Annotated in this window: 20 protein-coding genes; 14 read left to right on the forward strand and 6 right to left on the reverse strand. The window is 43.8% G+C overall.

All coding sequences use genetic code 11. The features are described from left to right. The first annotated feature begins 4 nt into the window (after positions 1 to 4). On the forward strand, positions 5 to 1,381 hold the full coding sequence (locus tag RB622_RS22410) for a pitrilysin family protein (protein ID WP_308048919.1): 1,377 nt from the start codon (positions 5 to 7) through the stop codon (positions 1,379 to 1,381). A gap of 228 nt (positions 1,382 to 1,609) precedes the next feature. Further along, the gene (locus RB622_RS22415; RefSeq protein ID WP_308048920.1) at positions 1,610 to 2,473 is read left to right on the forward strand and encodes a sugar phosphate isomerase/epimerase; all 864 of its coding nucleotides are present in this window, start codon (positions 1,610 to 1,612) and stop codon (positions 2,471 to 2,473) included. A 79-nt stretch (positions 2,474 to 2,552) separates the two neighbouring features. On the opposite strand, the gene RB622_RS22420 is transcribed toward RB622_RS22415, so the two are convergent. Both RB622_RS22420 and RB622_RS22425 read right to left on the reverse strand, forming a co-directional pair. Then, a complete protein-coding gene (locus RB622_RS22420) occupies positions 2,553 to 3,602 on the reverse strand; it encodes a hypothetical protein (RefSeq protein WP_308048921.1) in 1,050 nt (349 codons plus the stop codon). 12 nt (positions 3,603 to 3,614) lie between these two features. Further along, entirely contained in the window at positions 3,615 to 5,042 is a 1,428-nt protein-coding gene (locus RB622_RS22425; RefSeq protein WP_308048922.1) for an MBOAT family O-acyltransferase, read from the reverse strand. A gap of 323 nt (positions 5,043 to 5,365) precedes the next feature. On the opposite strand from RB622_RS22425, the gene RB622_RS22430 reads away from it, so the two are divergent. From RB622_RS22430 to RB622_RS22460, 7 genes are all read left to right on the forward strand, one after another. Further along, the gene (locus RB622_RS22430; protein WP_308048923.1) at positions 5,366 to 6,322 is read left to right on the forward strand and encodes a 2-oxoglutarate and iron-dependent oxygenase domain-containing protein; all 957 of its coding nucleotides are present in this window, start codon (positions 5,366 to 5,368) and stop codon (positions 6,320 to 6,322) included. An 82-nt stretch (positions 6,323 to 6,404) separates the two neighbouring features. Continuing rightward, on the forward strand, positions 6,405 to 7,595 hold the full coding sequence (chrA, locus tag RB622_RS22435) for a chromate efflux transporter (RefSeq protein WP_308048924.1): 1,191 nt from the start codon (positions 6,405 to 6,407) through the stop codon (positions 7,593 to 7,595). 111 nt (positions 7,596 to 7,706) lie between these two features. Beyond that, a complete protein-coding gene (locus tag RB622_RS22440) occupies positions 7,707 to 10,673 on the forward strand; it encodes a glycoside hydrolase family 3 N-terminal domain-containing protein (RefSeq protein WP_308048925.1) in 2,967 nt (988 codons plus the stop codon). Between the two features lie 93 nt (positions 10,674 to 10,766). Further along, complete coding sequence (locus RB622_RS22445; protein ID WP_308048926.1) at positions 10,767 to 11,708, forward strand: M20/M25/M40 family metallo-hydrolase; 942 nt, start codon at positions 10,767 to 10,769, stop codon at positions 11,706 to 11,708. A gap of 114 nt (positions 11,709 to 11,822) precedes the next feature. Further along, a complete protein-coding gene (gene treA / locus RB622_RS22450; protein ID WP_308048927.1) occupies positions 11,823 to 13,373 on the forward strand; it encodes an alpha,alpha-trehalase TreA in 1,551 nt (516 codons plus the stop codon). 2 nt (positions 13,374 to 13,375) lie between these two features. Then, entirely contained in the window at positions 13,376 to 13,879 is a 504-nt protein-coding gene (locus RB622_RS22455; RefSeq protein ID WP_308048928.1) for a YdeI/OmpD-associated family protein, read from the forward strand. Positions 13,880 to 14,002: 123 nt separating this feature from the next. Then, on the forward strand, positions 14,003 to 14,791 hold the full coding sequence (locus RB622_RS22460; protein WP_308048929.1) for a PhzF family phenazine biosynthesis protein: 789 nt from the start codon (positions 14,003 to 14,005) through the stop codon (positions 14,789 to 14,791). 57 nt (positions 14,792 to 14,848) lie between these two features. Here the strand turns inward: RB622_RS22460 and RB622_RS22465 are convergent, their stop codons facing one another. Next, the gene (locus tag RB622_RS22465) at positions 14,849 to 15,739 is read right to left on the reverse strand and encodes a DMT family transporter (protein ID WP_308048930.1); all 891 of its coding nucleotides are present in this window, start codon (positions 15,737 to 15,739) and stop codon (positions 14,849 to 14,851) included. A gap of 73 nt (positions 15,740 to 15,812) precedes the next feature. Between RB622_RS22465 and RB622_RS22470 the strand changes: the two genes are divergently transcribed. Continuing rightward, positions 15,813 to 17,219 carry an OmpA family protein gene (locus tag RB622_RS22470; RefSeq protein ID WP_308048931.1) on the forward strand — a complete coding sequence of 469 codons (1,407 nt, stop codon included), beginning with the start codon at positions 15,813 to 15,815 and terminating at the stop codon, positions 17,217 to 17,219. A 643-nt stretch (positions 17,220 to 17,862) separates the two neighbouring features. On the opposite strand, the gene pth is transcribed toward RB622_RS22470, so the two are convergent. Next, positions 17,863 to 18,423: an aminoacyl-tRNA hydrolase gene (gene pth / locus RB622_RS22475; RefSeq protein ID WP_308048932.1), complete on the reverse strand. Its 561-nt coding sequence runs from the start codon at positions 18,421 to 18,423 to the stop codon at positions 17,863 to 17,865. A gap of 249 nt (positions 18,424 to 18,672) precedes the next feature. Between pth and pyrR the strand changes: the two genes are divergently transcribed. Further along, complete coding sequence (gene pyrR / locus RB622_RS22480; RefSeq protein WP_308048933.1) at positions 18,673 to 19,212, forward strand: bifunctional pyr operon transcriptional regulator/uracil phosphoribosyltransferase PyrR; 540 nt, start codon at positions 18,673 to 18,675, stop codon at positions 19,210 to 19,212. A gap of 48 nt (positions 19,213 to 19,260) precedes the next feature. Here the strand turns inward: pyrR and RB622_RS22485 are convergent, their stop codons facing one another. Next, the gene (locus tag RB622_RS22485; protein ID WP_308048934.1) at positions 19,261 to 20,778 is read right to left on the reverse strand and encodes a hypothetical protein; all 1,518 of its coding nucleotides are present in this window, start codon (positions 20,776 to 20,778) and stop codon (positions 19,261 to 19,263) included. Between the two features lie 200 nt (positions 20,779 to 20,978). On the opposite strand from RB622_RS22485, the gene argS reads away from it, so the two are divergent. The 3 genes from argS to RB622_RS22500 all read left to right on the forward strand — a co-directional run bounded on the left by argS (position 20,979) and on the right by RB622_RS22500 (position 24,423). Further along, on the forward strand, positions 20,979 to 22,757 hold the full coding sequence (gene argS, locus RB622_RS22490) for an arginine--tRNA ligase (protein ID WP_308048935.1): 1,779 nt from the start codon (positions 20,979 to 20,981) through the stop codon (positions 22,755 to 22,757). Between the two features lie 130 nt (positions 22,758 to 22,887). After that, complete coding sequence (locus RB622_RS22495; protein WP_308048936.1) at positions 22,888 to 23,445, forward strand: glutathione peroxidase; 558 nt, start codon at positions 22,888 to 22,890, stop codon at positions 23,443 to 23,445. A gap of 84 nt (positions 23,446 to 23,529) precedes the next feature. Next, positions 23,530 to 24,423 (forward strand): 1,4-dihydroxy-2-naphthoate polyprenyltransferase, encoded by an 894-nt coding sequence (locus tag RB622_RS22500; RefSeq protein WP_308048937.1) that lies wholly within the window; start codon positions 23,530 to 23,532, stop codon positions 24,421 to 24,423. 18 nt (positions 24,424 to 24,441) lie between these two features. Here the strand turns inward: RB622_RS22500 and RB622_RS22505 are convergent, their stop codons facing one another. Then, a complete protein-coding gene (locus tag RB622_RS22505; protein WP_308048938.1) occupies positions 24,442 to 26,211 on the reverse strand; it encodes an SGNH/GDSL hydrolase family protein in 1,770 nt (589 codons plus the stop codon). Positions 26,212 to 26,814 lie beyond the last annotated feature (603 nt).

Raw genomic sequence — 26,814 nt, forward strand, 5'->3', positions numbered from 1 at the left:
CAAGATGAAAAACATACTCCTTTTGCTCCTGACTCTGACGACCTTGTCCGCATCGGCGCAGAATAATTTCAAAGTACCCAAATACGAAAAATTCAAGCTTAAAAACGGGCTGACCGTCTATCTGATGGAGCAGCATGAGGTTCCGTTGATCAATGTCTCAGCGGTGTTCGATGCGGGGTCGATTAGTGATGGCGACCAATATGGTTTGGCATCCTTAACTGCCGATGCCGTCGTTTTTGGGACACAGAAATATACAAAATCCCAGATTGAAGAAATAACAGATTACGTAGGCGCGAACCTGTCTACCGCGGCAGGCAAGGAAGGTGCTAGTGTACGGTCCTCTTTTGCGGTGAAAGATCAGGATAAACTTTTTGATGTAATACAGCAGGTTATCATGTATCCTGTTTTTGATGCAACTGAATTCGATAAACACAAGCAGCGTACATTACTGGAACTCGCGCAGGCCAAAGAGAGCCCACGCAGTGTTATTGGCAATTATTTTAACGGTTTTGTATTTGATAAACATTCGTATGCAACACCAACAGGCGGTACAAAATCCACTGTCGATAAGATCACGGTCCAGGATGTGAAGAAATTTTACCAGAGTAATTACACAACCGGCAAAGGCGCTATCGCCGTGGTGGGTGATTTCAAAACGGCCGATATGAAGAAAAGAATCACGACCCTTTTTGGCGACTGGAAAACCGCCGAAGCCAGAATGGTAAAGCGTGTAGTTCCTGAACTCAATTTTGATAAAAGCCGTGTTTTACTCGTTAACAAAGACGACGCCCGCGAAACCACGTTTTACATCGGCGGCAAAGGTATTCCTTACAGTTCTCCCGATTATATTCCTGTTTTGGTGGTAAACACGGTTTTAGGCGGTCGGTTTACTTCATGGCTAAATGATGCGCTTCGCGTCAACTCGGGACTTACCTACGGTGCAAGCAGCCGGTTTAGCCGTTATAAAATGGCCGGGACTTTTGTGATCAGTACATTTACGAAAAACGCCACCACGGTGCCAGCCGTTGACATGGCGCTCGACGTTCTGGACAGCTTACATAAAACCGGGATCGACGACAAGGTTCTCGCTTCCGCAAAGGCTTATGTAAAAGGCGATTTCCCTCCTGATTATGAATCTTCCGGCGCGCTGGCAGGTTTGTTGACAGATATGTTCATTTACAACTTTGATGAAAACTTCATCAATACCTTTCAGGCAAAAGTGGACGGATTGACAACGGCACAGGCAAAATCAATTATAGCCCAGTATTTCCCGAAAGACAAACTGCAATTTGTAATGGTCGGAAAAGCCTCTGAAATCAAAGAGCAGGTTAAAAAGTACGGAGAAGTTTCTGAAAAGCAGATTAAGGCCGATGGTTATTAGAATGGCCTGATTCGGCGAGGATCGCCTGACGCGATTCCAGTCAGCGTTTATCAATTAAAAAAATTACCGTCAGGTACTTTCAGGTATTCTCAGTCAAGGATTTGAAAGGGCAATTGCAGTATTTTTGTTCTGATCATTTCTTTTATCACAGACGACAAATCCGACATTTTACGGGTCTGTCACATGAATTCGGATACCGGTACATTTAATCATTAAGATATAGAAGAAATGAATAAAATCGCCTGTTTTTCTAAGATTCTGATCGCTCTGGCGCTCGCATGCAGCACCTCTTACGCGCAATCAGGCAAGCCGTTGTACACAAAACCAATTGGCGCCCAGGCTTATACTTTCCGATCCAGCTTTCCAAAAGGAATTGAAGCGACCCTGGATTCCATTCAGGCCTTTGGCATCACCGAGCTTGAAGGCGGCCCACAAAAAGGTATGACCACTGTGGAGCTCAGAAAACAACTGGATAAAAGAAACATCAAAATGCCATCAATCGGCGCGGGTTATGAAGCCTTGATTAAAGACCCGCAGGAAACCATTGACAATGCCAAAATCCTTGGTGCAAACTTTGTGATGGTCGCGTGGATTCCTCATGAAAAGGGTAATTTCAATCTGGAAACCGCGAAAAAAGCCGTGGCAGACTTTAACAAGGCTGGCAAAATCCTCAAAGAAAACGGCATTACACTTTGTTATCACAACCATGGTTATGAATTCGTGCCATACGAGGGAGGAACACTTTTTGATTACATTGTTAAAAATACAGACCCCAAATATGTGTCTTTCGAGATGGATGTACTCTGGACCGCATTCCCTGGCCAGGACCCCGTTGCGTTATTGAATAAATACGGAAGCCGCTGGAAACTGATGCACCTGAAAGATTTACGAAAAGGCGTGAAAGGAGATTTATCCGGCGGAACTCCGGTCGAAAATGATGTTGCGCTGGGAACCGGATCAATCGATATCCCGGGTGTTTTAAAAGCGGCCAAAAAAGCCGGTATCAAACACTATTTCATTGAGGATGAAAGCCCTTCGTTCATGAAACAAGTTCCGCAAACCATTGCGTACATCAAGGGACTTAAAGAATAATAGGTATTCGCCAATATTTTCACCCATCACCTGAGCACTAAAATGCAGCTTATGTTCTCAGGTGGTGCTATGAAAACCGTTATCGGGCACTTTCCTTTTCATCCCATTCTTTCACCAGCTGGTTCACCGTTTTGAGCCAGTAACGCTGACCTTTTACAGTCCAGTGCCCGTCACCCAAATGATACCAGTCGGGGTGACTTCTAACCGTATCCTGAATTGACAGCACCGGCGTTTTCCGATCAGGATGTGATTCAATTCTTGAAATCTGGTTATTGTACAGATAGCGGTCATTCTCGCAAACCGTCACCTTGTTCGGTACAAAACAAAAGTACACTTCCTCAAAACCCGCTTCTTTATAATAGTCCCTGATGTTGTTCATATTCGTCACAACCGTATCGACCGACTGGGGCGCAATTGTATAAAAAGGAGACAACCCTATTTTCGGATCCGCCTCGACATTGTAAAACAAATAGTCATGATTCCGGGAAATAACCGCGCCGGTATGCGTCCGATCAAACCACGATAGCATGATATCCGACTTGAATTCCTTCAACTTTAAAAACGGTTCAAAATTGAAAAGCAGGAATTCAATACGCTGGTTGATCTCGTCCCCAAACTTATCCCACCAGAAAGACGGTTCCTCTTCCTGTTTTTCAGCAACGACAGCCTTATGTCTCCCTTCAATCTGAAAACCCTTATCAAAATACAAAGCCTTATAATCGCTCCGCAAACGCTCCTGAATCGTCCTTTCAATCACTTCAATGACGAGAATGGATTTCTTGGAAGGATCCAGTTTCACGGTATCAACAGACATACCCAGCCAGATATGGAAGTTTTTATGCCCGGCATAAAAGCTCGTATCCATTGGTGTAAAGCTGTCGCCAATGGTGTAAAGGTCAATATTTGAAGATCTTTCCTTGGGTTTATCCGAAGGAAGCAACGTGGCATTCTGGCGATAGTCAAGTTCCTTGAATTTCTTCAAATTCGAAGTATTGTAAAGATCTCCAAAACGATACTGATCGGGAATCCAGCCTTTTGCCGCTATTTTGCGCTGCAAAACGGGCGACAAACTGATTGCAAAAATAATCCCCGACAAAGCCAGAACGATATAGCGAATTAACGTATTCATATAGCCCATGGCTTAAAATTGGAAGTAAATAAACTGGTTGCTCGTAAAAACACCGAACAGATAACAGCACAGACAAACCAGCGGAAATAACACCCAGAACAATTTTGTTTCCGGAATGAATTTGGCAAAATATTTATCCTTGATCACAAGCAGCAGCAACAGCCCAAGCGAGAATAAAAACTCACCACTGTTCATCGCAATTTCCGGGACGCCATAATCCGCGAACGTAAAGATTTTCCTAATGATTTCGAACGCTTCTGAAACGCTGTTTGCACGGAAGAATATCCAGGCAAACGCGACCAGCAGGAATGTCCAGAAAATATGAAATAACCGCACCGGAATCGATCCGCCTTTACCGGCATGTTCAGGACGAAATATGGCGTGGGTATTAAAAATCTGCGCCATGATTAAGTAAACGCCATGAATACAACCCCAGATGATGAATTTCCAGTCGGCGCCATGCCATAAGCCGCTCAATAAAAAAACGATGAGCGTATTAAAATAAACCCTGCTTTTGCCTCTCCTGTTGCCTCCGAGTGGAATATAGACATAATCCCTAAACCAGGTGGACAAAGAAATATGCCAGCGTTTCCAGAATTCCGAAATGGACTCGGCGAAATACGGTGCGTTAAAGTTGGTCATCAATTTAAAACCCATGACCCGGGCAGTACCAATGGCGATATCGGAATAGCCGGAAAAGTCACAATAGATTTGAAAGCAATAGAAAAACGTGGCAATTAAAAGCGCTGAGCCGCTTTGATTTGCCACATCGCCATAAGCCGCGTCGGTCACCAGGGCCAGCCTGTCAGCTATCACTACCTTTTTTAACAATCCCCAGGCAATTAATGTGAGCCCGGTTTTCATGTTTTCCCATTCGAAATCAAACTTTTCGCGAAACTGCCAGAGTACATTTTGCGGTCTTTCGATCGGCCCCGCTACGAGCTGCGGATAAAAAAGCACATACAAAGAGTATATCCCAAAATTGTATTCCGCCTTCTGGTTTCCACGATATACCTCAATGGTATAGCTCATGGACTGGAAAGTATGAAAAGACAGTCCGATCGGTAATATCAGGGAAGGGAACATTTCCCGCAGCGGCGGCATTCCGTTCTTCTGCCCGATCAGCTGAAGGGCATAGGTAATGTTGTTATTTAAAAAATCAAAATATTTAAAGAAAGCCAGAAATCCAACGTTGGCAATAAGGCTCAGTACAAGCAAAAGCAGTCGTTTATGCCCTGATGCCTTCTCAATCCAGATCCCCGCGAAGTAATCAATAACAATAACGACACCCAGAATGACCAGGTAAACCGGGATGAACGAAGCATAAAAATAGGCACTTGCCGCTAATAAAAGTACCCACCTGAACTTCCAGGGAAGTGTGTAATAAAAAGTGGTAACAAAAATGAAAAATAGTAAAAAATGTAAAGAATTAAAGAGCATTCGCTTGACAGGTAAATGGTAAAATTTTAAGCCAAATCAGACCAAACTGCGCTAAATTCGGGTTTTTCGTGGCGGTAAAGATAGAACCTATCTCGCAATTCGTCATACTTTTCAGCGATATTAATAGTACGATTTCTATTGATCGGTTCTCCAAACAAAAAGATACGGCGCTGATTAAGAAGATTATCAGGTCAGATCTCCTTCATTAACATATAGTCCGGAGGGGGAAAGATAATAGCCTGATGGTTATAAATATGATCAATGTTCGTCGAAATTAGTTGCATGAACAACAGATTGTTTTATACTTTGCATAAAAAACAAATATGGAACCTGCATTATTGGACGAAGTACCGTCGCTGGACCTGGCAGATTTCACCTCAGGTGATGCCAAAAAGAAAGAAAAATTTGTAGCAGACCTTGGTGCTGCTTTTACCAATATAGGTTTTGTCGCGATTAAAAACCATGGACTTAGTGATGATTTAAGGATCAAACTCTACGATATCGTTCAGCATTTTTTCTCACTTCCGGAAGCAGAAAAGAAAAAATACGAGTTTCCTGAGCTGTTTGGTCAGCGTGGATATATCGGCAAAGGGAAGGAAACGGCCAAAGGATTTAAAGTGGCTGACCTGAAAGAGTTTTATCACGTTGGCCAGCCGGAGCCGGTTGGTGATATGGCTAAAAACATTTTCCCTGACGAACTGCCAGCGTTTAAACAATACACCGTTGAAGTTTACAAAACTTTTGAAAACGCAGGAAAAACGCTACTGAAAGCGCTTGCCCTTTACCTCAGCCTGCCGGAAGATTATTTCGAAGATAAAGTTAAAAACGGCGACAGTATTTTGCGCGCCCTGCATTATTTCCCGATCGAAAATCCTGAGCTCTTGCCGGATGGAGCCGTGAGAGCCGCTGCACACGGGGATATCAATCTGATCACCCTGTTGATGGGAGCCAGCGCCGAAGGACTTGAAGTATTGAGACGTGATGGAAAATGGATCGCGATAACCGCTTTGCCAGACCAGATTGTCGTCAATGTGGGCGATATGCTCGACCGACTTACCAACCATAAGTTAAAATCTACGATTCACCGCGTGGTTAATCCTCCGCGTGAAAAAATGGGAACGTCCCGCTTTTCTATTCCTTTCTTTATGCACCCGCGCGCAGCCATGGACCTGACAAGCCTGGAAAACTGTGTAACCAGTGAATATCCAAAAATGTACGTTAACATGACGGCAGGTGAGTTTCTGGATGAGCGTTTACGTGAATTGGGATTAAAAAAATAAGTCAGCTCCTGGCAAACGCCAGTGTGCAGCATGCAGTTTTGCGACTGTGCGCTGAAAACCCTCAACTTTATTCCCAATTCACTTGAGTCACCCCATCCGACGTTTTCGGTACATCATTTACCTTCTGGACATCCTCTTGCTCTCTTTTACGGCATTCGGAGGCCCACAGGTACATCTTATGATGATGATCGAACGGCTGGTAAAAAAGAGACGGTACATCACCGAGGAAGAACTGCTCGAATTGCAGGCGCTTTGTCAGGTTTTACCCGGCCCGACTTCCACCCAGACTGTAACCGCGATCGGATTGAAAATCGGTGGACAGCCGCTAGCCTATCTTTCGCTCGTGGTTTGGTCCTTGCCGGCCATGATCCTGATGACATTGGCTGCAATAGGCGTTCACATGCTGGAACAAAAGGAAATCTCATTGTCATTCACACGGTTTGTAGGTCCGATGGCCGTCGCTTTTCTGATGCATGGCGGCTATGCCATCGCCAGAAAAGTGATCCATAATTTACAAGGCTGGTCGTTTTTAATTATCTCGACAATTCTTGCCTATCTATTTCCATCGCCGTACATGACGCCGCTCCTGATCGTTTCGGGAGGCGTGGCTGCTTCTTATTTTAATTTCAGCAAACACGAAAAAATGGAACGCGGACCAATCAGGATTACCTGGCGGCCGCTTATTTTCTGGATATCCGTACTGATTGTCGCAGCCGGTATCGGTACCGTAACCAAATCATTGCCCGTTCGCCTTTTTGAGAACTTTTACCGTAACGGAAGCCTTGTTTTTGGCGGCGGACAAGTCCTGATCCCCATTCTTTACAATGAGTTTGTCGAATTTAAACATTACCTCACCGATCAGGAATTTCTTTCGGGGATGGCCTTAACCCAGGTGGTGCCCGGTCCCGTATTCTCCGTCGCTACGTATGTGGGCAGTTTGTCCATGCAGGACTATGGTATTACGGGACAGATCATCGGCGGGTTCGTAGCAACGGCCGGAATTTTTCTTCCCGGAACATTTTTTATCTTTTTCGCTTATCCGATCTGGGGCCAGTTAAAAAAATATCGCGGTATAAGAGCCTCTTTGGATGGTATCCACGCCACCAGCTGCGGTCTTACCATCGCTGCAGCTATCTCCATGTTTGAGCCAATGGCAATAAGCTGGCAGCCCGTTTTAACCGTTGCTGGAACATTGTTATTACTTTTCTTTACCCGAATTCCTTCTTACTTGCTGATACTTGCCGGACTTATACTCGGACTGGCATTTGCATAGTGAATATAAATCATCCCGCTGCTGCATTCTGCCGTCTAAAAACCGCAGTCTTTGTTTTAGTCCATTTGTTTTCCAAACTTTGGATACTTGATACTATTTCTGTCCCAATTCATGAAAAAGCCTATAATTTTCTTCGTTTTTCAACTCTCTTTATTTGCCACACTGGCAGTAAGGGCGCAAACGACCACGCCCCCTCAATTTTTAAATAAAAATCGTCAATGGGTTGACTCTGTTTTTGCAACATTAACACCCGATGAGCGGATTTCACAGCTGATCATGGTCGCGGCCGTTTCAGATGTCAAGCGCGCGCTGATCGACCCCAAGACGAGTAATCCGGCTTTTGTTGAGAAGCTGATTCGTGAAAACAAGATCGGCGGAATCGTGTTTTTTCAGGGTGGACCGGTTCCACAGGCAAAACTGACAAACTATTATCAATCCATTTCAAAAGTTCCGCTTTTGGTAGCGATGGACGCAGAATTTGGCCTGGCTATGCGCATCGACAGCACCGTTCGTTATCCCTATCAAATGACCATGGGAGCGATTCAGGGGAATGATGACTTGATTTACCAAATGGGTAAACAGCTCGCGCAGCAGGCGAAAAGACTGGGCATGCACATCAATTTCGCTCCGGTCGCCGACATTAATAACAATCCCAATAACCCCGTAATCAGTTTCCGTTCTTTTGGAGAAAACAAATACAAAGTAGCCGAAAAAGCACTTGCGTACATGAAGGGCATGCAGGATAACGGATTGTTGACCAGTGCAAAACATTTTCCCGGACATGGTGATACCGGCGTTGATTCTCACTACGATCTTCCCCTTATCAACCACAACCTGACGCGGCTGGATACCCTGGAATTGTATCCTTTTAAAGTATTGATGAATAACGGCTTAACGGGTATGATGATTGCGCACCTGAGCATTCCGGCGCTTGATAAAACACCGAATTTACCATCAACGCTTTCCAAACCGATCGTTACTGATTTGTTACGCAGCAAACTGGGTTATCAGGGATTGATTTACTCCGATGCGATGAACATGAAAGGGGTAACCAAATATTTTGCGGATGGGAAAGCCGATGCCATGGGTATTGAAGCAGGAATGGACATTCTCGAATTTACAGAAGATGTTTCAAAAGCCGTTGCAGAGATTAAAAAGAGTATTGCCGAAGGACGAATTTCTCAGGCTGAAATCGATTTCCGCTGCAAAAAAGTGTTGGAAGCGAAAGCCTGGGTGGGTTTGAATCACTACAAACCGGTTGATCTGAATAACTTATACGAAGACCTTAACCCGAAAGCGGCGGAGCTAACCAATCGCTTGTTGACAGAAAAAGCGCTAACGGTTTTAAAGAACGATAACAACATTCTTCCATTGCGTGAAATGGATACATTGAAAATTGCATCCATTTCACTCGGTGCCGACAGCATCACGACTTTCCAGAACACGCTGGATCTTTATACCAAAATGGATCATTTTTCAGTTCCTGCGAAGGCAACACCTGCGCAGCTTGACGCCATCCGGGCCAGACTGAAAGATTATAATGTATTGCTCGTTGGCCTGCATCTGAGCAGTATTTCCCCACGCGTGAACTATGGCCTGACGGATCAGATGAGCACGCTTTTGCAGGACCTGATTGCAACCAAAAAGGCGGCCGTTTCGATTTTTGGAAATCCTTATGTCCTGAATAAAATCCAGAAACCGGAAAACGCCAGGGCGCTCGTCATGGCTTACCAGCTTACACCTTATACACAGGATTTGTCCGCGCAGCTGATTTTCGGTGCGATCCCGGCCAAGGGAAAACTACCGGTAACTGTCAATGCGCAATTCCCGTATGGGGCAGGTATTGAAACCCCGGCACTGGAACGTCTGAAATATACCATTCCGGAAGAAATCGGGCTGGATTCGAAAGCGATTACTTTTAAAATTGACTCGATTGCCAATCTTGCGATCACGCAAAAAGCAACACCAGGCTGTGTTGTTCAGCTGGCCAAAGACGGCAAAGTATTTTTCCGCAAGGCTTATGGCAAACACACCTACGAAGGTGCTGCCACAGTTAAACTTACGGACTTGTACGACCTTGCTTCCGTAACCAAAATCACCGCTTCTACGCTTGCCTTGATGAGTCTTTATGATCAGAAAAAGTTTGATCTGGATGCGACGATGAAGGATTATCTCCCTGATTTCAAAAAGTCAAACAAAGCAGACCTGATCTGGCGCCGCGTATTGACGCATAACGCACGTTTGAAATCATACATCCAGTTCTGGCGTGAAGTAAAAAATCCTGACGGTACTCTGAAAGAGAAAGTTTTTCATACAAAACAGTCGGCGAAGTATCCCACGTCCGTGGTTGGCGACAGCCTTTTCATTCGTAAAAATTACAACAAAAAGCTTTACAAGGAAATTGCTGATTCACCGCTTAATCCCGAAGAAGGTTATGTGTACAGCGACCTGTCATTCATCCTGTATCCGCAGATTGTCAAAAGCCTGACCGGCGTTGAGTTTGAAGATTATCTTAAAAATAATTTTTACAAAAAACTGGGCGCAACTTCCCTTACTTTCAACCCGAAACGTTTTTACAAACTGGACGAAATCGTTCCTTCCGAACGTGACACGTTCTTCCGTCAGACGCTGATCCACGGGCAGGTACACGACGAAGCTGCGGCTATGCTCGGCGGATTAAGCGGACACGCCGGACTTTTCGGCGATGCCAATGACGTCATGAAAGTTTGGCAGATGTATCTGCAAAATGGCTATTATGGCGGCAAGCAACTGTTAAGCAAAGACGCTTTGTTTGAATTCACCCGCTATCAATATCCTGAAATGGGCAGTCGCCGGGGTTTGGGATTTGACAAACCGACATTCAAATATTCGGGCAATGCGCCAAAATATGCCCATCCAATGAGTTTCGGACATACCGGGTTCACGGGCATCATGGTCTGGGCTGACCCTTCGGTTAACCTGAACTACGTGTTCCTCTCAAACCGGGTTTATCCAACAAGAGAAAATCCTAAAATATCGACACTGAATATCCGCACGGCCATCATGGATGTCGTGTATGAAGCGCTGAGAAAAAAGTAGATAATAAAATATTTTAAAAATAAAATCGGGGAGGTCTTAGCGGGCCTCCCTTTCTGTTTTACCTTTGCCCCGTTATTTACCAAACACAATCCAATGAAGTACGCATTTTCCTTATTCCTGCTATTTTTTGCTGCAAAAGCATGGGCACAAAACATCTCGCCCTCTCCTGAAATTATCTCAAAACACGTTTATAAACTTGCCTCAGACAAAATGAAAGGGCGTGGCACCGGAAGTAAGGAAAATGCCAAGGCAGCCCAATATGTGATCAAAGAATTCAAAAAATACAATCTCAAACCGCTGGGTACCGACGGTTTCAAACAAGAATTTATTGCAAAAGTACGTCGTGTTGTCGTTCCTGACAGTTTACGTAAAGCCCAGAACATTATCGGATTTCTTGATAATGGTGCTGAGTTCACTATCGTTATCGGTGCTCATTTCGATCATCTGGGACTTGGAAAACAGGGAAGTTCAAAAGATGAACATCCTGAGGGAAAAATACACAACGGTGCAGACGATAATGCTTCGGGCGTAGCCGGCTTGCTTGAACTGGCACGTTATTTTTCAGGAAACCATATTAAAGAGCCTTACAATTTTCTTTTCATCGCATTTGGTGCAGAGGAACTGGGACTTTTAGGATCGAAACATTTTGTAAATAACCCCACGTTGCCATTGAACAAAATCAGTTTTATGAGCAATATGGATATGATTGGCCGCTATAATCCGGATCGCGGTGTTGGCATTGGCGGGTTTGGAACGAGTGATCAATGGCCGGAGGTTTTCAAACCGGTAAAGAGTGATATCAAATTTTTCACTGACGCGGCAGGAAGCGGCGGATCGGACCATGGTTCGTTTTATGCGAAACAAATTCCCGTGTTGTTTTTCCACACAGGAGGCCACGATGATTATCACAAACCGTCGGATGACGCAGAAAAAGTTGATTCCAAGTCGGAAGCAGGTATTCTGAACATTGAAATCCAGATTATTGAAAGCGCAATGAAGCTCCCGAAGCTTCATTTCACGGAGGTTAAAAACTGATTGTATCAAGTTTATAAGTGAATTCGATCCGATAATTTCGCTGGTTATGTGTTATATTTACCATAACCGGCGTAGTTGCGTTTAAATAATTGTGAACCTTAAATTCCACAAGATTTGTTCGGATTCATTGCCCCCTCAGTTACGTTCGGTCAGGCCCTGACTTCTCCGGAAGAGTTGTTTGGGAGCCTGTTTAATGATATACAAAACAGTCATATTTTCAGCGATTCGAAAACCTTTGCAGATTGTATCCCGCTGGACGATCCGTTATTGATCATTGAAAAATATTATCGCGACAAAAACGACCCCGACTTCGATCTCGCCGACTTCGTTTATCAGCATTTTAGAATTCCTGCTGAAATAAAAGTCGGTTTTATCGCCGATACCAGCCTTTCCACGGAAGAGCACATCCGAAAACTCTGGCCCTATCTGACCCGCCAGCCCGAAAACCAGGAACGCGGAGGTTCATTGATCCCCTTACCCAATCCCTACGTAGTGCCCGGCGGCCGTTTCAGGGAAATTTATTACTGGGACAGCTATTTTACCATGTTGGGATTAAGGGAATGCGGCCGTGTCGATCTGATCGAAAACATGATCAACAACTTCGCTTACCTGATCAATACCTTCGGCCATGTGCCAACCGGAAACCGGACTTATTATCTGAGCAGATCACAACCACCGTTTTTTTCGCTGATGATCCGGTTGTACAGTGAAATGAAAGGAAAAAAGATATTGAAAAGATATCTCCCGCAGATGCAGCGGGAATACGATTACTGGATGGATGAAGGCAATTCCGAAAGAGCGGATTTTACCGCGCACCGCCGTGTTGTTCGCTTGCCAAACGACGTTTTGCTTAACCGGTATTGGGATGACAAGTCCTCACCAAGGCCGGAAGCATTCAAGGAAGACGTGGAACTGGCGGCTCTGGCTATCGAAAGCTATCCTGTTTCGGCTGAATCCATTTACCGACATCTCCGGGCGGCGGCAGAATCCGGCTGGGATTTCAGCAGCCGGTGGTTTGAAGATGAGAATGATTTTTCGTCGATCCATACCACCGATATTATCCCGGTTGATCTGAACTGTCTGATGCACCATCTGGAAAAAACCCTGGCTGAGGCCTATTTACTTAATGACGAATACGAGTGTTTTCAACTTTATGAAGACAAAGCGAAAAAAAGGTGTGAGGCCGTGGAAACGTACTTTTGGGATAATAACCGGAATTATTACATGGACTATAATTTTGTAAAAAAAGATTTCACCAAGGCCGTTACCCTGGCCGGAACATTTCCGTTGTATTTCAAACTGGCAAAAAAACAGCAGTCGCATTACGTTAGAAAATATATACGACTGAACTTTATGCGTTCGGGCGGATTACTTACAACCGCGATTAAAACCGGTCAGCAGTGGGACGCGCCAAACGGCTGGGCACCTTTGCAATGGATTACTTACAAGGGTCTCAGAAATTATAATTTTCATAAAACAGCCAACGAACTCAGTGCCGAATGGCTTTCACTGAATGAAAAAGAATTTAAGAGAACCGGAAAAATGATGGAAAAGTATAATGTTTCGGATACCAATCTGGAAGCTGGCGGCGGAGAATATGAGGTTCAGGAAGGTTTTGGATGGACCAACGGTGTTTATCTTCGTATGAAAAACAGGAAAAGATAGCCATGCCGATTATTTTCAAAACTAAAATCGATTGCCTGGATTACATGGCCAACATGCGGTACCTACTGATACCAAATGAAATTGTCATGCAGCTTGGCGGATCGTTTTCAATCCGGCTTTGGTGCACGGCCAATGAAAAAGTAAAATGGCAATGCGGTCTGACGGCCCTTGGAAACGGAGATGCTTACATCAGTTTAAATGCGCAGCGACTCAAACAACTCAAGGCAAAACCGGGTGACGAGGTAACGTTATCGCTCGAAAAAGATGACAGCGAATTCGGGCTGGAAGTCCCGGAAGAATTAAAAGAACTGCTTGAACAAGATCCAGAGGGCAACAAACGTTTTCATCAGCTGGTTGCCGGTAAACAGCGCTTTATTATACGCGTTATCACAAGTGTAAAAAGTAGTCAGCTGCGCATCGAACGTGCCGTAACCCTGATCGAAAACCTGAAAAAGTTGACGGTGGGAAAAGAAAGTTTTAAGGATATTCTCGGCAAGTATTCCTGATGTTTTGGAATCGCGTAATTTATCAGATTGCAATAAAATTCTTGAAAAATTACGACCTTGGCTACGTTTTATCGAAAAAAAAATTAATACCTTGTTGTAAATTAACACCTTGGGCCCAATTCCATGAAATTAAAAATATACCAAATAGACGCATTTACCGATCAGCTTTTTTCCGGTAATCCGGCTGCCGTGGTTCCCCTGGAAAACTGGCTCCCAGACGAAGTACTTCAGAACATCGCGGCGGAAAATAATCTGGCTGAGACTGCTTTTTATGTCCCCAACGAAACGGGTTACCACATCCGCTGGTTCACACCTTCGGTCGAAGTGGAGCTTTGCGGCCATGCCACGCTTGCTTCCGCCTATGTTATTTTCAACATTCAGGGATTCGATGGAGATCTGATCCGTTTTGAGTCGCTGAGCGGCGAACTTACCGTGCTTCACAAAGACAGTTGGCTGACGCTTAATTTCCCGATAGATCAATACAATATGGCCGTTCCGCCTCCGGCGTTGATGGAAAGCCTAAACGGGGTTAGTATTCTGGAAGTGTACAAGGGAAAAACCGATTATATGGTTGTCCTGGACAGTGAAGCAGAGGTACGCGATCTTGATTTTGACATTATCATACTTTCCACAATTCCGGCTAGAGGTATCATCATAACGGCTCCTGGCGACGAAGTTGATTTCGTTTCCCGCTTTTTTGCACCACAGTCCGGTATCGATGAAGATCCTGTGACAGGTTCCGCGCATACCACTTTGATCCCGTATTGGGCAGAAAAGCTTTCGAAAACAGAACTTACTGCCAAACAACTTTCAAAACGCGGAGGTTATTTAAAATGTGAACTGGATGGCGAGCGGGTAAACATCGGCGGACAGGCCAGAATATATCTTCACGGAGAAATTGAGATTGACTGAGACAATTCTGTTTGACATAATATTCAGCGATCCGGTCTTTATTAAAATGTCGGATCGCTATTTTTTAGCTAACTGTTGCCCGCTTAACTTCGCTTTTTGACCGGCATAAAGCCCGACAATTACAAACAGTGTTCCTATAACCGTGTAAATCGTAACGGGTTCATCCATCAACCACCAGGCAAAGAAAAACCCAAATAGCGGACAAAGAAAAAGCCATAAAGAAGCCCGGACGGTATCAAGTCTTAAAAGGTAAAACCAACATATCAACCCCAAAATCGATACGGCAAGGCTCAGCCATAGCACCGATGCCCAAAATTGTCCGTCCCATCGGGTAACAGAAAAATCTCCGAATAGCATCGTGACGGGAAGCAGGAAAATCCCCCCAAGCATAACTTGCCAGCCATTAATCAAAAGATTGGGAAGCTCCCATTGCACCGTTGCATAATACACACTGGCTGCAGAAACAGCGATCATGCTCACGAGAAGCAGCACAATACCCAGCATTGTCGTATGACTTTCACGCAGCAGCGGGTACGTGGCAATGGCAACACCTGACATACCAAGGACAATTCCCAGCCATTCTGCCTTCGCCGGTTTTCGGCCAAGCCACCACGCAGACAACAGGACAATAATCAATGGATTGACAGAAACGGCGAGGCTTCCGATCCCGGCCGCAGTATATTTCATCGCACACACGTAGAGACCGAGGTACAGCGTTGTATTAAGAAATCCGAATAAACCCAGCTGTATAAATTCTTTCCCATTGGGAAGCCGGTAGGCGGCATTTTTGCCAAAAGTGTAAGAAAAACCGAGCAATAATATACCGGCGATAAAAAAACGAACGTTTGCTAATATCAACGGAGAAGCAGACTGAACACCGAACTTGGTTGCAACAGAAGCCGAGGCCCAAAGAATGGAAAAGACGAGACCGATAAAAATATTTTTCACTTCAAAAAGTAATTATGTTTCAAAAATACAAGAAGCATTTCGGCTTCGACCTCTCTTTTTCATATTTTTGAAGATGATTAGTAAAAAAAATGCAAAGTGGCTTCTTGTTTTTCTTCTTAGCCACTCCTGTTATTCCGCGTTTTCGCAAAACCAGTGGACTTATGATTTCAATAACGGCCTCGCCCCTATTGAAAAAGGAGGTCCGGTTTTACATAAATTAGGACAGTCCGGTCAGTTGATCCAGGAAAAGGTACCGGGAAGCGGTGAGAAAGGCGTCCCCGAATTAATCAGGACTATTTATCAGTTTGAAAAAAATTCCGGATTACAGTTTGACAACAAGGAGACGAAGGGTTTTCTAAACAAATCATTTACCGTAGAAATTTATTTTAAGCTTACAGAACTTGACAGCTGGAAGCGTGTCCTCGATTTTAAAAACCGCAAAAGCGATTACGGAAGTTATATTTATGACGGAAAGTTAAATTTCTACGATTTCGCGATCGGTGAAAAAGCACCTGTCAGGGCTAATCAGTATATTCACTATGTGTATTCCAGGGATTTCGAGACGAAAATCATCAAAATGTACGTGAATGGTTTGTCAAAAGTTGAATTTAAAGATCCGGGAACGGAAGGGATGCTGGATAACGATCAGGTATTAAATCTTTTCCAGGACGATCTGGTGGCAAACCATGAAGCGAGTGCCGGATCCGTCGCGTTGATCCGTCTGTATGATCGCGTTATGACGCCTGTTTTTATCCGGCGAAGTTTTCAAACAATCAGCAGATTACCAAAGGAATCTGTGGCAGAGGTTGAGCAAGTCAAAGAAGAACCCAAAACGATTGAAAAAGAAACGCCGACGATCAATAAAAATCTCGTTCGGGTTACGGGAAAAGTATTTGACGGCAGGAATCTCAATGCGGTTGAGCAAGCGGAAGTTTCGGTCCGAAAATCCCTCAATGACTCACTTGTAGCCAAAACCACGGTACAAAAAGGCAGCTATTCTTTTGAATTAAAACCGCATGAATCTTACCGGATAACCGTTCAATCAGCGGGTTTTCAGCCTAAAATCATTCCGGTCAGGACAACTGCCCGCGCCACCGAGGTTAAATCACTGGTAAGCCTAAGCCCGGAAACATTTGAAAGTCCTTTGGCAACCATTTTGTTTAACCAGAGCAACGACACGCTTCAAAGTCAGGCGAGATCCCAGCTCGATAACATTATTGCCTATTTCCAGACCCGGACAGATCTTAAAATCATGCTGAAAGGGCATACCGATAACATCGGAGATTTTGACAAGAATATCGAATTGTCCGGCCAGCGCGTTAGTGTGGTAAAAAACTATCTAATGGAAAAAGGGATCAGTGCAGACCGTATTGAAGGCGTTGGGTATGGCTCGACCAGGCCCAGTCAAAAGAATTTGTCGGAAGAACTTAGAAAATTAAACCGCCGGGTGGAAGTTTGGGCGGAGCCTATAAAAAGATAAAGCCATCTCATGAAGACGGCTTTATACTGACTATTCCTAAACCCTTAACCTTTTCTTATCTTTATTTGCCCGAATTACAGACTGATAGCTTCAAATTTGTTACCAGGTGTCAGACCATTCAGGTCAAAATTATTTCGTTTTATTAAAATCCTTTGTTAATCATTTCTAACATTGGACTATCATTATTCTACAAAGTCACAATTTTCTCAATAATACTTCAATTTTCTTATTTTACAAAATTGAAATTTATTCAATCAATATACGATGTGAATCCGTTTTCAGATTTATCAAAAAAACTATTCCCCGACCTCTCTGCACATAAACTTAGACAACCCTAAGTCCTCTAAAAATAAATCTCCTTTATATGAATACAAATATAATATATATTTAATTCAGCGTCATGGATTTATTCAATTTTTATTTCAGTCATTCGATATACAAATGTCCATATAAATTTTGATATTACAAATTACCTAAAAAATACAAAACAGAATATTGTTTGGAATTTTCTAAAATAAAAAGCATTAAATTAACAATTAACGATTGATTATCACCAACATTTAAAAATTATATTCTGAATATAAAAAAAATTACCAAACAAACACACATCTTGAAATATTTATATATTCTTTAAAAAATACAATCATTGGTTGTAATTATTCATCGCATATTGTATACCCAAAGTACAAAACGAAATGATCATATCGCATCCGGTGTCTAAAAATATGGGCAACTCATCCATTTCTTCCTTGGAAAAAGGTTTTAGAACATAATCTACTTGCCTTCCACGAGGAAAATTATTTCCGATGCCAAATCGTAGTCTCGGATACTCGGAAGTGCCCAGAATTTCCTCAATATTCCTCAATCCGTTGTGTCCGCCATGGCTTCCCTTGGGTTTTATCCTTAAAGTCCCGAAAGGCAGCTGCAATTCATCGACAATCACCAGTAAGTTCTCTTTTGGTATTTTATACTGGTCCATATAGTAGCGAATCGCCTTCCCGCTCAGATTCATGTACGTGGTTGGCTTAATAAAATAAAACTGCCGTCCTTTATGTTTCCACTCGGCGACAAATGCGAGTTTTTCAAAAGAAAATTTAAAGTCGTTCTGAGCAGCCAGCCTGTCCAGCACCATAAATCCTATATTATGCCTTGTAAAAGCATATTCCGGGCCAATATTTCCCAGTCCTGCTATCAGGTATTTCATCCGTATTAAATTGAAAATAATAAAAACATCCGTCGACAATCAGTTTATTAATTGCGGATTCAAAGTTACAGTAATCTGTGTCTGGAATAAAATTAGTTATCAATTGGCCGTTTTTCCGAAGAATTAATCAGGCTGTCCATGAGCAGAATTCATATTCTTTTCATCCAGGAATAATACTTATTGCAGGGAAAAGTTTTACATTTCATAAATGTGAGCTTAATTTAGGCTAAAATTCAGGAAAATAATACCATGTCTATCAAACGACTTATTTTAAGCAGCCCGCTATTGGAGATCATGACCAGCCGGTTATGTCAAGAACTTATTGAAAATCACCAGGATTTTGACAATACCGTCATCATGGGTTTGCAGCCCAGGGGAATTTTCTTCGCAGAGCGTGTTGTGGCTGAATTGCGTGAACGTACCGGAAAAGATATTCCGCTTGGACATCTGGATGCGACTTTTTATCGTGACGATTTTCGCCGCCGGGACTCTCCGCTTTTGCCCAATAAAACGAACGTGCCTTTTCTTATCGAGGGAAAACGTGTGATCCTGATCGATGACGTACTTGCCAGCGGACGCATGGTTCGTGCGGCTCTGGACGCCATGACAGCCTTTGGACGGCCTAAAATGGTAGAACTGCTCGTGCTGATCGACCGTCGTTACAACCGCGAGCTACCGATAGAGCCTGATTATTTCGGCATGAAAGTAAATACGCTCGAAAGTCAGCGTGTGCTTGTTGAATGGAAAGAACAAGGTTTTGAAACCGACCACATCTGGATGGTAGATTAGATCAATGAGGAATAATTGAAGGCTCAGCATCATGCTGTCCTGCTCCCTCTATCTGGGCATATCCTTTACATCCCGATTTTCGGCCTTGCTGATATTCTCCGTTTTATAGGTCAGCTTGTTGATGTAAAAAACCTCGCGCCCCTGCCCGATGGACGATGGACCAACCCGCTGCATGCCATAAGCCAGAAAATACTGCCCGTACCAGGGAGCCAGGTACGCATTTTCGTTGTTCAGCACTTTATCTGATTCAGATTTGGCACTGATCTTGAATTTTTCATTTTCAACAACCACTTTGTTTCTGTCGATCACTTCGGTGTGTATAGTGCCCTCCTGCGGATATGCGAGAATAAAATAATCATTCACCGGTGTCAGCTGGACCATTTCCTGAAGCTCGAAACTGGTTAAGTCCTTGATCGGAATACAATTGTCCCACTTAAACTTGCCATTCCTGTCAAAGCCGCAAACGATCGCATGGGTGTAGCGATACCCTTCCAGGGAACGGGCATAGTACGGGCGCGTGATGCCATTGGTCACCATCGGCGAGCCGGCACGCTGGTTGGGGTAATAAACTTCGGCAACCAGCACAATTTCGTCGTCGGTTTGAATCAGTTCATGAACCAGCAGCCGATAACGGAACCGGTTCTCCTTTCCCATACTTTTTCTCTTCCCAATCCGCTCCATCACACGCTCCCGCCGTTTCGGTTTCATATAATTGAAAAAATTCTGAAGTTCCGAAAATTCAATAAATGAAGGACTTTCAGGCTCGTTGTCCGCAATGTGCGTAATGTACAAACCCTGCGAATAAGGGGTACAACCCACAGAATAATTACCGATAAGATACGAATCATCTGCATTCAAAGGCACAATTTGCCCGGATATCAGGCTATTTCTAGGGTCACTCAGAGAAGTTTTTTTCAACATTTTCCCCTCATAAGAATACGTTTTGATTTCAAAAACACAGTTTTTCTTGCGGTAGGCATACGTGATGACATTGATAATACCGTCCCGTTCATTGATGTCAACGTTATTTAACTCTGTATTTTTTTCATAAAGTCCGGGTAAAACCCTCGTCGTATGATCAAAAAAGGAATGAACGAGCACCACCGGACGCGAGCGGTGATACCCTGCAACCAACGCTTTACTACCAATAACCTTGAACTGGTTGACGTCTATGCCAGACAAAAGATTCCCCTTATAAGTCTCGACCGCTCCGTCGCTGAAATTTACCTGCAGAAAGAGAAAATGATCCGTATCGGGTTGTGCAAATAACCAATAGCCAAAATGTTCGCCCTGGTAAGCCATCACGGGGATAAAACGAAAATCGAGCTTAAAACTCATTTTCCAAATCGGACTCAGCGAAGTATCGTACCGGGTAAACTCCCAGTTTTCATTTCTATTACCGAAATTTTCATCCCCCCGAATCAATGACAATAACCCTGAATTACCCAAAGTGAAGACCTCAAACAACTCGGAGCGTGACGAATTTACAGGAATCTCAAGCCGATGAGACTGCTCCAATTGTGCCTGCACTTTCGCTGGTACAAATAGGCAAAATTGTATGATCAAACAACTTTGTATGAGAAATAGCAAACGCTTCTTCATAAGTTCTTGGGGCCGGGTGTGAGTGTGTTCAATATTTACCCTAATTTTGCGTCAAAACGAGTAATACATCATTAATGTAAAAATATTTTTAATCAAATAAAAACTTAGAGAAATGTTATTTAATATTTGATTAACACTTCTATAATTTTATAAAAGCAATATACATGACGATTGAAGCAATACTGAAAGCTGACATTCAAAAAGCGATCCAAAAGAATTTCGACATTACCGTTGAAGACATCCTCTTACAGCCCACCAAAAAGGAATTTGAGGGCTTTTACACGTTCGTAACCTTCCCTTTAACCAAAGCAACACGACGCGCACCGGCAGAAATCGGGCAGATAATCGGCGCCGAACTGGAGGCCAGCTCTTCCGTTGTTGACCGTTGCAATGTGGTTCAGGGATTTTTGAATATCGGTCTTCGCGATACTACGTGGCTTGAATTATTCGGAGGTATTTTCTCGGATGCTGATTTTGGCATTGCTCCTGCGAACGGCAAGTCTGTCATGGTAGAATTTTCTTCGCCCAATACGAACAAACCGCTTCACCTGGGCCATTTGCGTAATAACTTCCTTGGCGATTCGCTCTCCCGGATTTTAAAAGCAAACGGGTATGATGTAGTAAAAACCTGCCTGGTGAATGACCGCGGCATTCATATCTGTAAATCCATGCTTGCCTATCGCGAACTGGGCGATGGCGAAACGCCAGAATCGTCGGGCATCAAAGGCGACCACTTGGCTGGAAAATATTATGTAAAATTTGATATCGAATTCAAAAAGCAGATCGCCGAACTTGTCGAAAAAGGCATGAGTCCGGAAGAAGCTGCCAAAAAAGCGCCGTGGATTCTGGAAGCGCAGCAATTGCTTTTACTTTGGGAAAAAGGTGATGCCGAAACGGTAGCGCTTTGGCAAAAAATGAATAACTGGGTTTATGCCGGTTTCAATCAGACTTACAAGCAAATTGGTGTAGGTTTTGACAAAACATATTACGAATCAAACACGTACCTGTTAGGAAAAGACATTATTGAAGAAGGTTTACAAAAAGGTGTTTTCTACAAAAAAGAAGATAACTCTGTTTGGATAGACCTCACTGCCGAAGGGCTGGATGAGAAACTGGTGCTTCGTGGCGATGGCACATCCGTTTACATCACACAGGATCTTGGCACAACGGAACTTAAATTCGGCGACTTCCACAACGACCGTTATTTATGGGTAGTAGGAAACGAACAGGATTATCATTTCAATGTATTGTTTGCCATTCTGAAACGTCTGGAACGCCCTTATGCGTCGGGATGTTACCACATCAGTTACGGTATGGTGGATCTACCTTCGGGTAAAATGAAATCTCGTGAAGGTACCGTGGTGGATGCCGACGACCTTGTCAGCCAAATGACGCAAACGGCGGCCGACCGTACGCAGGAATTAGGTAAAATTGACGATTTCGAAAAAGAAGAAGCGACTCAGCTTTACCATACGCTCGCGATGGGCGCATTAAAATATTTTCTACTGAAGGTGGATCCTAAAAAACGTATGCTTTTCAACCCCGAAGAATCCATTGATTTCCAAGGACATACAGGACCATTCATTCAATATACTTACACCCGTATCCGTTCCATCATCCGCAAGGCAGAACAATCGGGTATCAACATCCAGTTGCCGGCATCTGGTTATCAATTGCACCAGGCAGAGCGTGAGTTGATTTTCACATTGTCGCAATTCCCGTTGCGCGTGCTGGCTGCGGGGAATGAATTTGCTCCTTCTGTCGTTTCATTTTATGCCTATGAGCTGGCAAAGGTTTATAACCAGTTTTACGCCGAAGTATCGATTTTCGCGGATCCCGATCCGGAAGCCGTTAAATTCCGCGTGGCGTTGTCCAAAGTGGTGGCCGAAACGATTCATAAAGCTTTGGGGTTGTTAGGAATAAATGTACCTGAAAGAATGTAAAAGCATATTTTTACGTTTAATTTTATAGCGAGCATTCAATCTGGTCAGTACCCAATATTGTAACTCACGTTTTCCACCTATTGCTTAACCAAATCAATTTGTTATGGACTTATTAAAATCAGTATTCATTATGATTACCTCGCTTATCGCAGGCCTTTTTGCCGACAAGAGTGAAATTGCACAAAAACCTGCCGAGCACATTGTTGCCAAACAATCGCTGTATGATTTCAAAGTCAAATCCCTTGTGGGAGATCAGGTCGTTGATTTGAGCAAATACAAAGGAAAAAAAGTGGTGATTCTCAACGTTGCTTCCAAATGCGGTTATACAAAACAGTATGCCGACTGGGAAAAATTCAACAAAGACCATGGTGATAAAGTAGTTGTTCTGGGTTTCCCTGCCAATAATTTTGGTGGCCAGGAACCAGGTACAAGCGAAGAAATTGCTACATTCTGCTCAAAAACATACGGTGTTTCTTTCCCGATGTTTGAGAAAGTTTCAGTTCTTGGCGACGATCAGGCCCCTATTTACAAGTGGCTTTCTACCAAAGAATTGAACGGATGGAATGATAAAGTACCAACCTGGAACTTCTGCAAATATGTAGTGAACGAAAAAGGAGAACTTACAAACTTCTTCGCGTCAAAAATATTGCCGACAGATCCTGAATTCCTGAAAGCGGTAGGTATCTGATCGTAAAATCCGGTGCAGATGCCGAAAAAATAATTGCCTGGGTTGAACAAAAGGCCCGGGCTTAATTTAAGTTTATAAGTAAAAATGAAATTCTGGATAGAAGCAGCCCGACCACGTACGTTGCCTTTGGCGCTTTCATGTATTTTAATGGGCTGTTTTTTAGCGGCATCAACGGGTCAGTTCAGCTGGCCCGTTGCTTTGTTAAGTGTATTGACAACAACACTTTTGCAGATACTTTCCAACTTTGCCAACGATTATGGCGACGCGGTAAACGGGAAAGACACCGAGCTGCGCGAAGGACCACGCAGAGCCGTTCATTCCGGAAGCATCCCAGCCTCAACGATGTTAAAGGCAATCATTCTGTTCTCAATCCTGTCACTGGTTTCAGGACTTTCGCTGTTGTATATCGCTTTAAAAAACGCCCCTGCAAATGCTTTCTGGGTGTTTTTAGGAATCGGGATTGCCTGTATTATTGCGGCCATTACGTACACAGCCGGAAAACGTCCTTACGGATATGTCGGACTTGGCGACTTATCAGTACTTATTTTCTTTGGCTGGGTTGGCGTTTTGGGAAGCAGTTATCTGCATACCCATGTCTGGAACTGGGATTTATTGCTGCCGGCCACGAGCTGCGGACTGTTTGCTGTGGGTGTATTGAACATCAACAACATCCGCGATATTGATTCCGACAGAGCCACAGGCAAAAACTCAATCCCTGTCCGTTTGGGTCGGGAAAAAGCAATTCTTTACCATTGGGCAATACTTTTGATCGGTATGTCCTGCGTCCTTGTTTACACCGTTCAGCACTTTTCCGGCTATACCAGCCTGATCTTTTTGCTGAGTTTTCCGTTCTTTATCAAAAACGGACTGGCTGTTTCAAAATTACAAAAAGCCAGCGAACTGGATCCTTATCTTAAACAGATGGCATTATCGACGCTGCTGTTTGTAATCCTGTTTGGCATCGGCGTGATTTTATAAATGAAACTTATGAACCATTTATTTAATGAATGGTTCATAAGCTTTTCCCAGCATTTGATATCCTTTCGCATTAGGATGCAGTCCGTCCGAAAAAAGCGACTCGTCAATCTTCCCATTCTTCCCTGCCAAGACCAGTCCCGGGTCCGCATAACCCACCTTGGTCGTTTTGGCCAGCTGCTTTAATTGTGCGTTTAATTTAGCCACGCGCTCTTCTTTCTCTCTCCTCGGATAAATTCCCACCATTGTCACAGCCGCATTGGGCTGCCTGAATTTGATCGCTTCAATCAGCACTTGCCAGCCAGCCATAATTTCCTCATCTGTATTGAGATGAAGATTATTAGTACCGATATTAACAAATATTTGTTTTGCATTAAAGCCATCCAATTCTCCGTGATAAACCCGCCACAGCGCATTTTCGATCCTGTCCCAGCCATAACCCAAATTTCTTGATCCGATCTCACCAAAAGTCTTATTCCACGATTCTTCTCCTGCCGCTCTGGGTCCTTTTGGCGCTCCTCCCCAAAAATGAGTAATAGAATTACCTATGATGAGAATCTTAGGCTGGTCGATTTTATTCAAATTGAGAATTTCTTTGTGCCTAACTTCCCAATCATAGTTGTTAAGCTCTCTCAATTGTGTAGTTGGTTTGGTCGTCGAAACAACGCCAACAGGCTCATGCAAAATACTTCTGATATGCTTCTCATAAGCTTCCGCATATCGCATCATACCCAGATCGGTGGGATGGACTCCATCCACCATCGTTTCGATATCCTGCTGAAAATCTTCTTTAGGCAATAAATAAATATCTTTTACTCCTTCTGATTTCAACTGTCCAAAGGCTTCCCGGATGACAACATTCACGTCCTGATAACTCTTACGGCTTACCAGATTTATGGCCTCATCGGTATATCCGTCGTGTTCCGCCAGTAAAATTGGCGTCACGGGCCTCTTGGTTCGGATCCCATGCACCGCATCCAGAATGCGTTTTTTCACTTCCTCCAATGGAATATTGACGCTGGAAACCAGATTTGGGAGACAATCCAGTACATAAATTTTTGCGTCAATTTCCGAAACCATATCCACCACCTCTTTTTCGAGACGACCGTTTCCTGAAAAGCCCAGATTGATCAGCGGATCATCCAGTTTCCGGCTTAAAATGGATGTCCAGGCCATTCCCGGACGCGAGGCACAGGCCCCCTGAGCAATGGAAGTGCCATAGATAACTACTGGCTTATCAGGACGAACAGGCAGTGCCTCAAACCTCGTTCCTTCCGGTACGCCTATTTCCAGCCATTTTACATTGTTGTACAATGGTAAAAACAAACGGTACTCCCTTCCCAGCTTATGTCCCCCGTCGACCGGGTCTATATTCTTAAAATTGTACGTAATTGTATCGCCAAAGGCATATTTTCCGGCTGACCAGCGCCAGTCGCCATCGTTGGTTATGGCGTACAAATCCACCCCGCTTACACCGGTTGATGGCATGTGCGGCAGAGAAAGTTTGCCTCCTACCTGGTATCTGACTTTAATTTCTCCGGAGTTTGCCCTGAAACGTATCATCAGCCCGGCTCCCTGCATCGACAAATTCCAGACCTGATCTCTTACCAGTTTTTCCGCCCGCGCAGGCAATCGGTCGTATCGGTTTTTAACTTCGTTGGCCCAGGCTTGTCCTTCAATAACGGGAAACGTGCTGCTGGCAGGGTTCCACCATGTGAATTGTGTGGTTTGCGCAAAAGATAATCGAGCGGTTAAGAAAAATATTAGGAGGTAAAAAAGTCTGGTTTTCATATGAGGGAAAAAGAACAGGATGTATGGTTACAAAAGAGCTTACTGTGGTATTTCTTACTTAACCGTTAATTGTTTTATTGAGGTTTTATCGAAAAAATAATAAAAGATCCATTGATCAGTTCCCTTGGGGCTCACTGCTAACAGAAAAAACGGCAAATAAATCAAGATCATGGCTCCGTCGGAGCCTCCTGTGAATATCGTAAAATGATCGATTCGAAACACGTGACTCCTCACGGAATCAAAACTGAGAGAGAAAATGATAGCTAGAAACAGGAGGCGGTGCTGCCGCTGGTAGTGACAGCCCCATCAGAGCTCCCTGTTTCTAGAAAAAACGGCAAATAAATCAAGATCATGGCTCCGACGGAGCCTCCTATGAATATCCGAAAATGATAGATTCGAAACACGTGACTCCTCACGGAATCAAAACTGAGAGAGAAAATGATAGCTAGAAACAGGAGGCGGTGCTGCCGCTGGTAGTGACAGCCCCATCAGAGCTCCCTGTTTATAGAAAAAAAGGCAAGTAAATCAAGATCACGGCTCCGACGGAGCCTCCTGTGAATATCCGAAAATGATCGATTCGAAACACGTGACTCCTCACGGAAT

The sequence above is a fragment of the Dyadobacter sp. LHD-138 genome (genome assembly GCF_030929615.1).
Taxonomy (GTDB): domain Bacteria; phylum Bacteroidota; class Bacteroidia; order Cytophagales; family Spirosomataceae; genus Dyadobacter.

Excerpts from the sequence above, each read along its gene's own strand:
- RB622_RS22430 (WP_308048923.1), top strand. The coding sequence starts at position 5,366 with ATGGAACCTGCATTATTGGACGAAGTACCGTCGCTGGACCTGGCAGAT.
- pth (WP_308048932.1), bottom strand. The coding sequence starts at position 18,423 with ATGAAATACCTGATAGCAGGACTGGGAAATATTGGCCCGGAATATGCT.
- pyrR (WP_308048933.1), top strand. The coding sequence starts at position 18,673 with ATGTCTATCAAACGACTTATTTTAAGCAGCCCGCTATTGGAGATCATG.
- RB622_RS22440 (WP_308048925.1), top strand. The coding sequence starts at position 7,707 with ATGAAAAAGCCTATAATTTTCTTCGTTTTTCAACTCTCTTTATTTGCC.
- RB622_RS22495 (WP_308048936.1), top strand. The coding sequence starts at position 22,888 with ATGATTACCTCGCTTATCGCAGGCCTTTTTGCCGACAAGAGTGAAATT.
- RB622_RS22505 (WP_308048938.1), bottom strand. The coding sequence starts at position 26,211 with ATGAAAACCAGACTTTTTTACCTCCTAATATTTTTCTTAACCGCTCGA.
- RB622_RS22455 (WP_308048928.1), top strand. The coding sequence starts at position 13,376 with ATGCCGATTATTTTCAAAACTAAAATCGATTGCCTGGATTACATGGCC.
- RB622_RS22445 (WP_308048926.1), top strand. The coding sequence starts at position 10,767 with ATGAAGTACGCATTTTCCTTATTCCTGCTATTTTTTGCTGCAAAAGCA.
- RB622_RS22470 (WP_308048931.1), top strand. The coding sequence starts at position 15,813 with ATGATTAGTAAAAAAAATGCAAAGTGGCTTCTTGTTTTTCTTCTTAGC.
- argS (WP_308048935.1), top strand. The coding sequence starts at position 20,979 with ATGACGATTGAAGCAATACTGAAAGCTGACATTCAAAAAGCGATCCAA.
- RB622_RS22420 (WP_308048921.1), bottom strand. The coding sequence starts at position 3,602 with ATGAATACGTTAATTCGCTATATCGTTCTGGCTTTGTCGGGGATTATT.
- RB622_RS22500 (WP_308048937.1), top strand. The coding sequence starts at position 23,530 with ATGAAATTCTGGATAGAAGCAGCCCGACCACGTACGTTGCCTTTGGCG.
- RB622_RS22415 (WP_308048920.1), top strand. The coding sequence starts at position 1,610 with ATGAATAAAATCGCCTGTTTTTCTAAGATTCTGATCGCTCTGGCGCTC.
- RB622_RS22410 (WP_308048919.1), top strand. The coding sequence starts at position 5 with ATGAAAAACATACTCCTTTTGCTCCTGACTCTGACGACCTTGTCCGCA.
- RB622_RS22460 (WP_308048929.1), top strand. The coding sequence starts at position 14,003 with ATGAAATTAAAAATATACCAAATAGACGCATTTACCGATCAGCTTTTT.
- RB622_RS22425 (WP_308048922.1), bottom strand. The coding sequence starts at position 5,042 with ATGCTCTTTAATTCTTTACATTTTTTACTATTTTTCATTTTTGTTACC.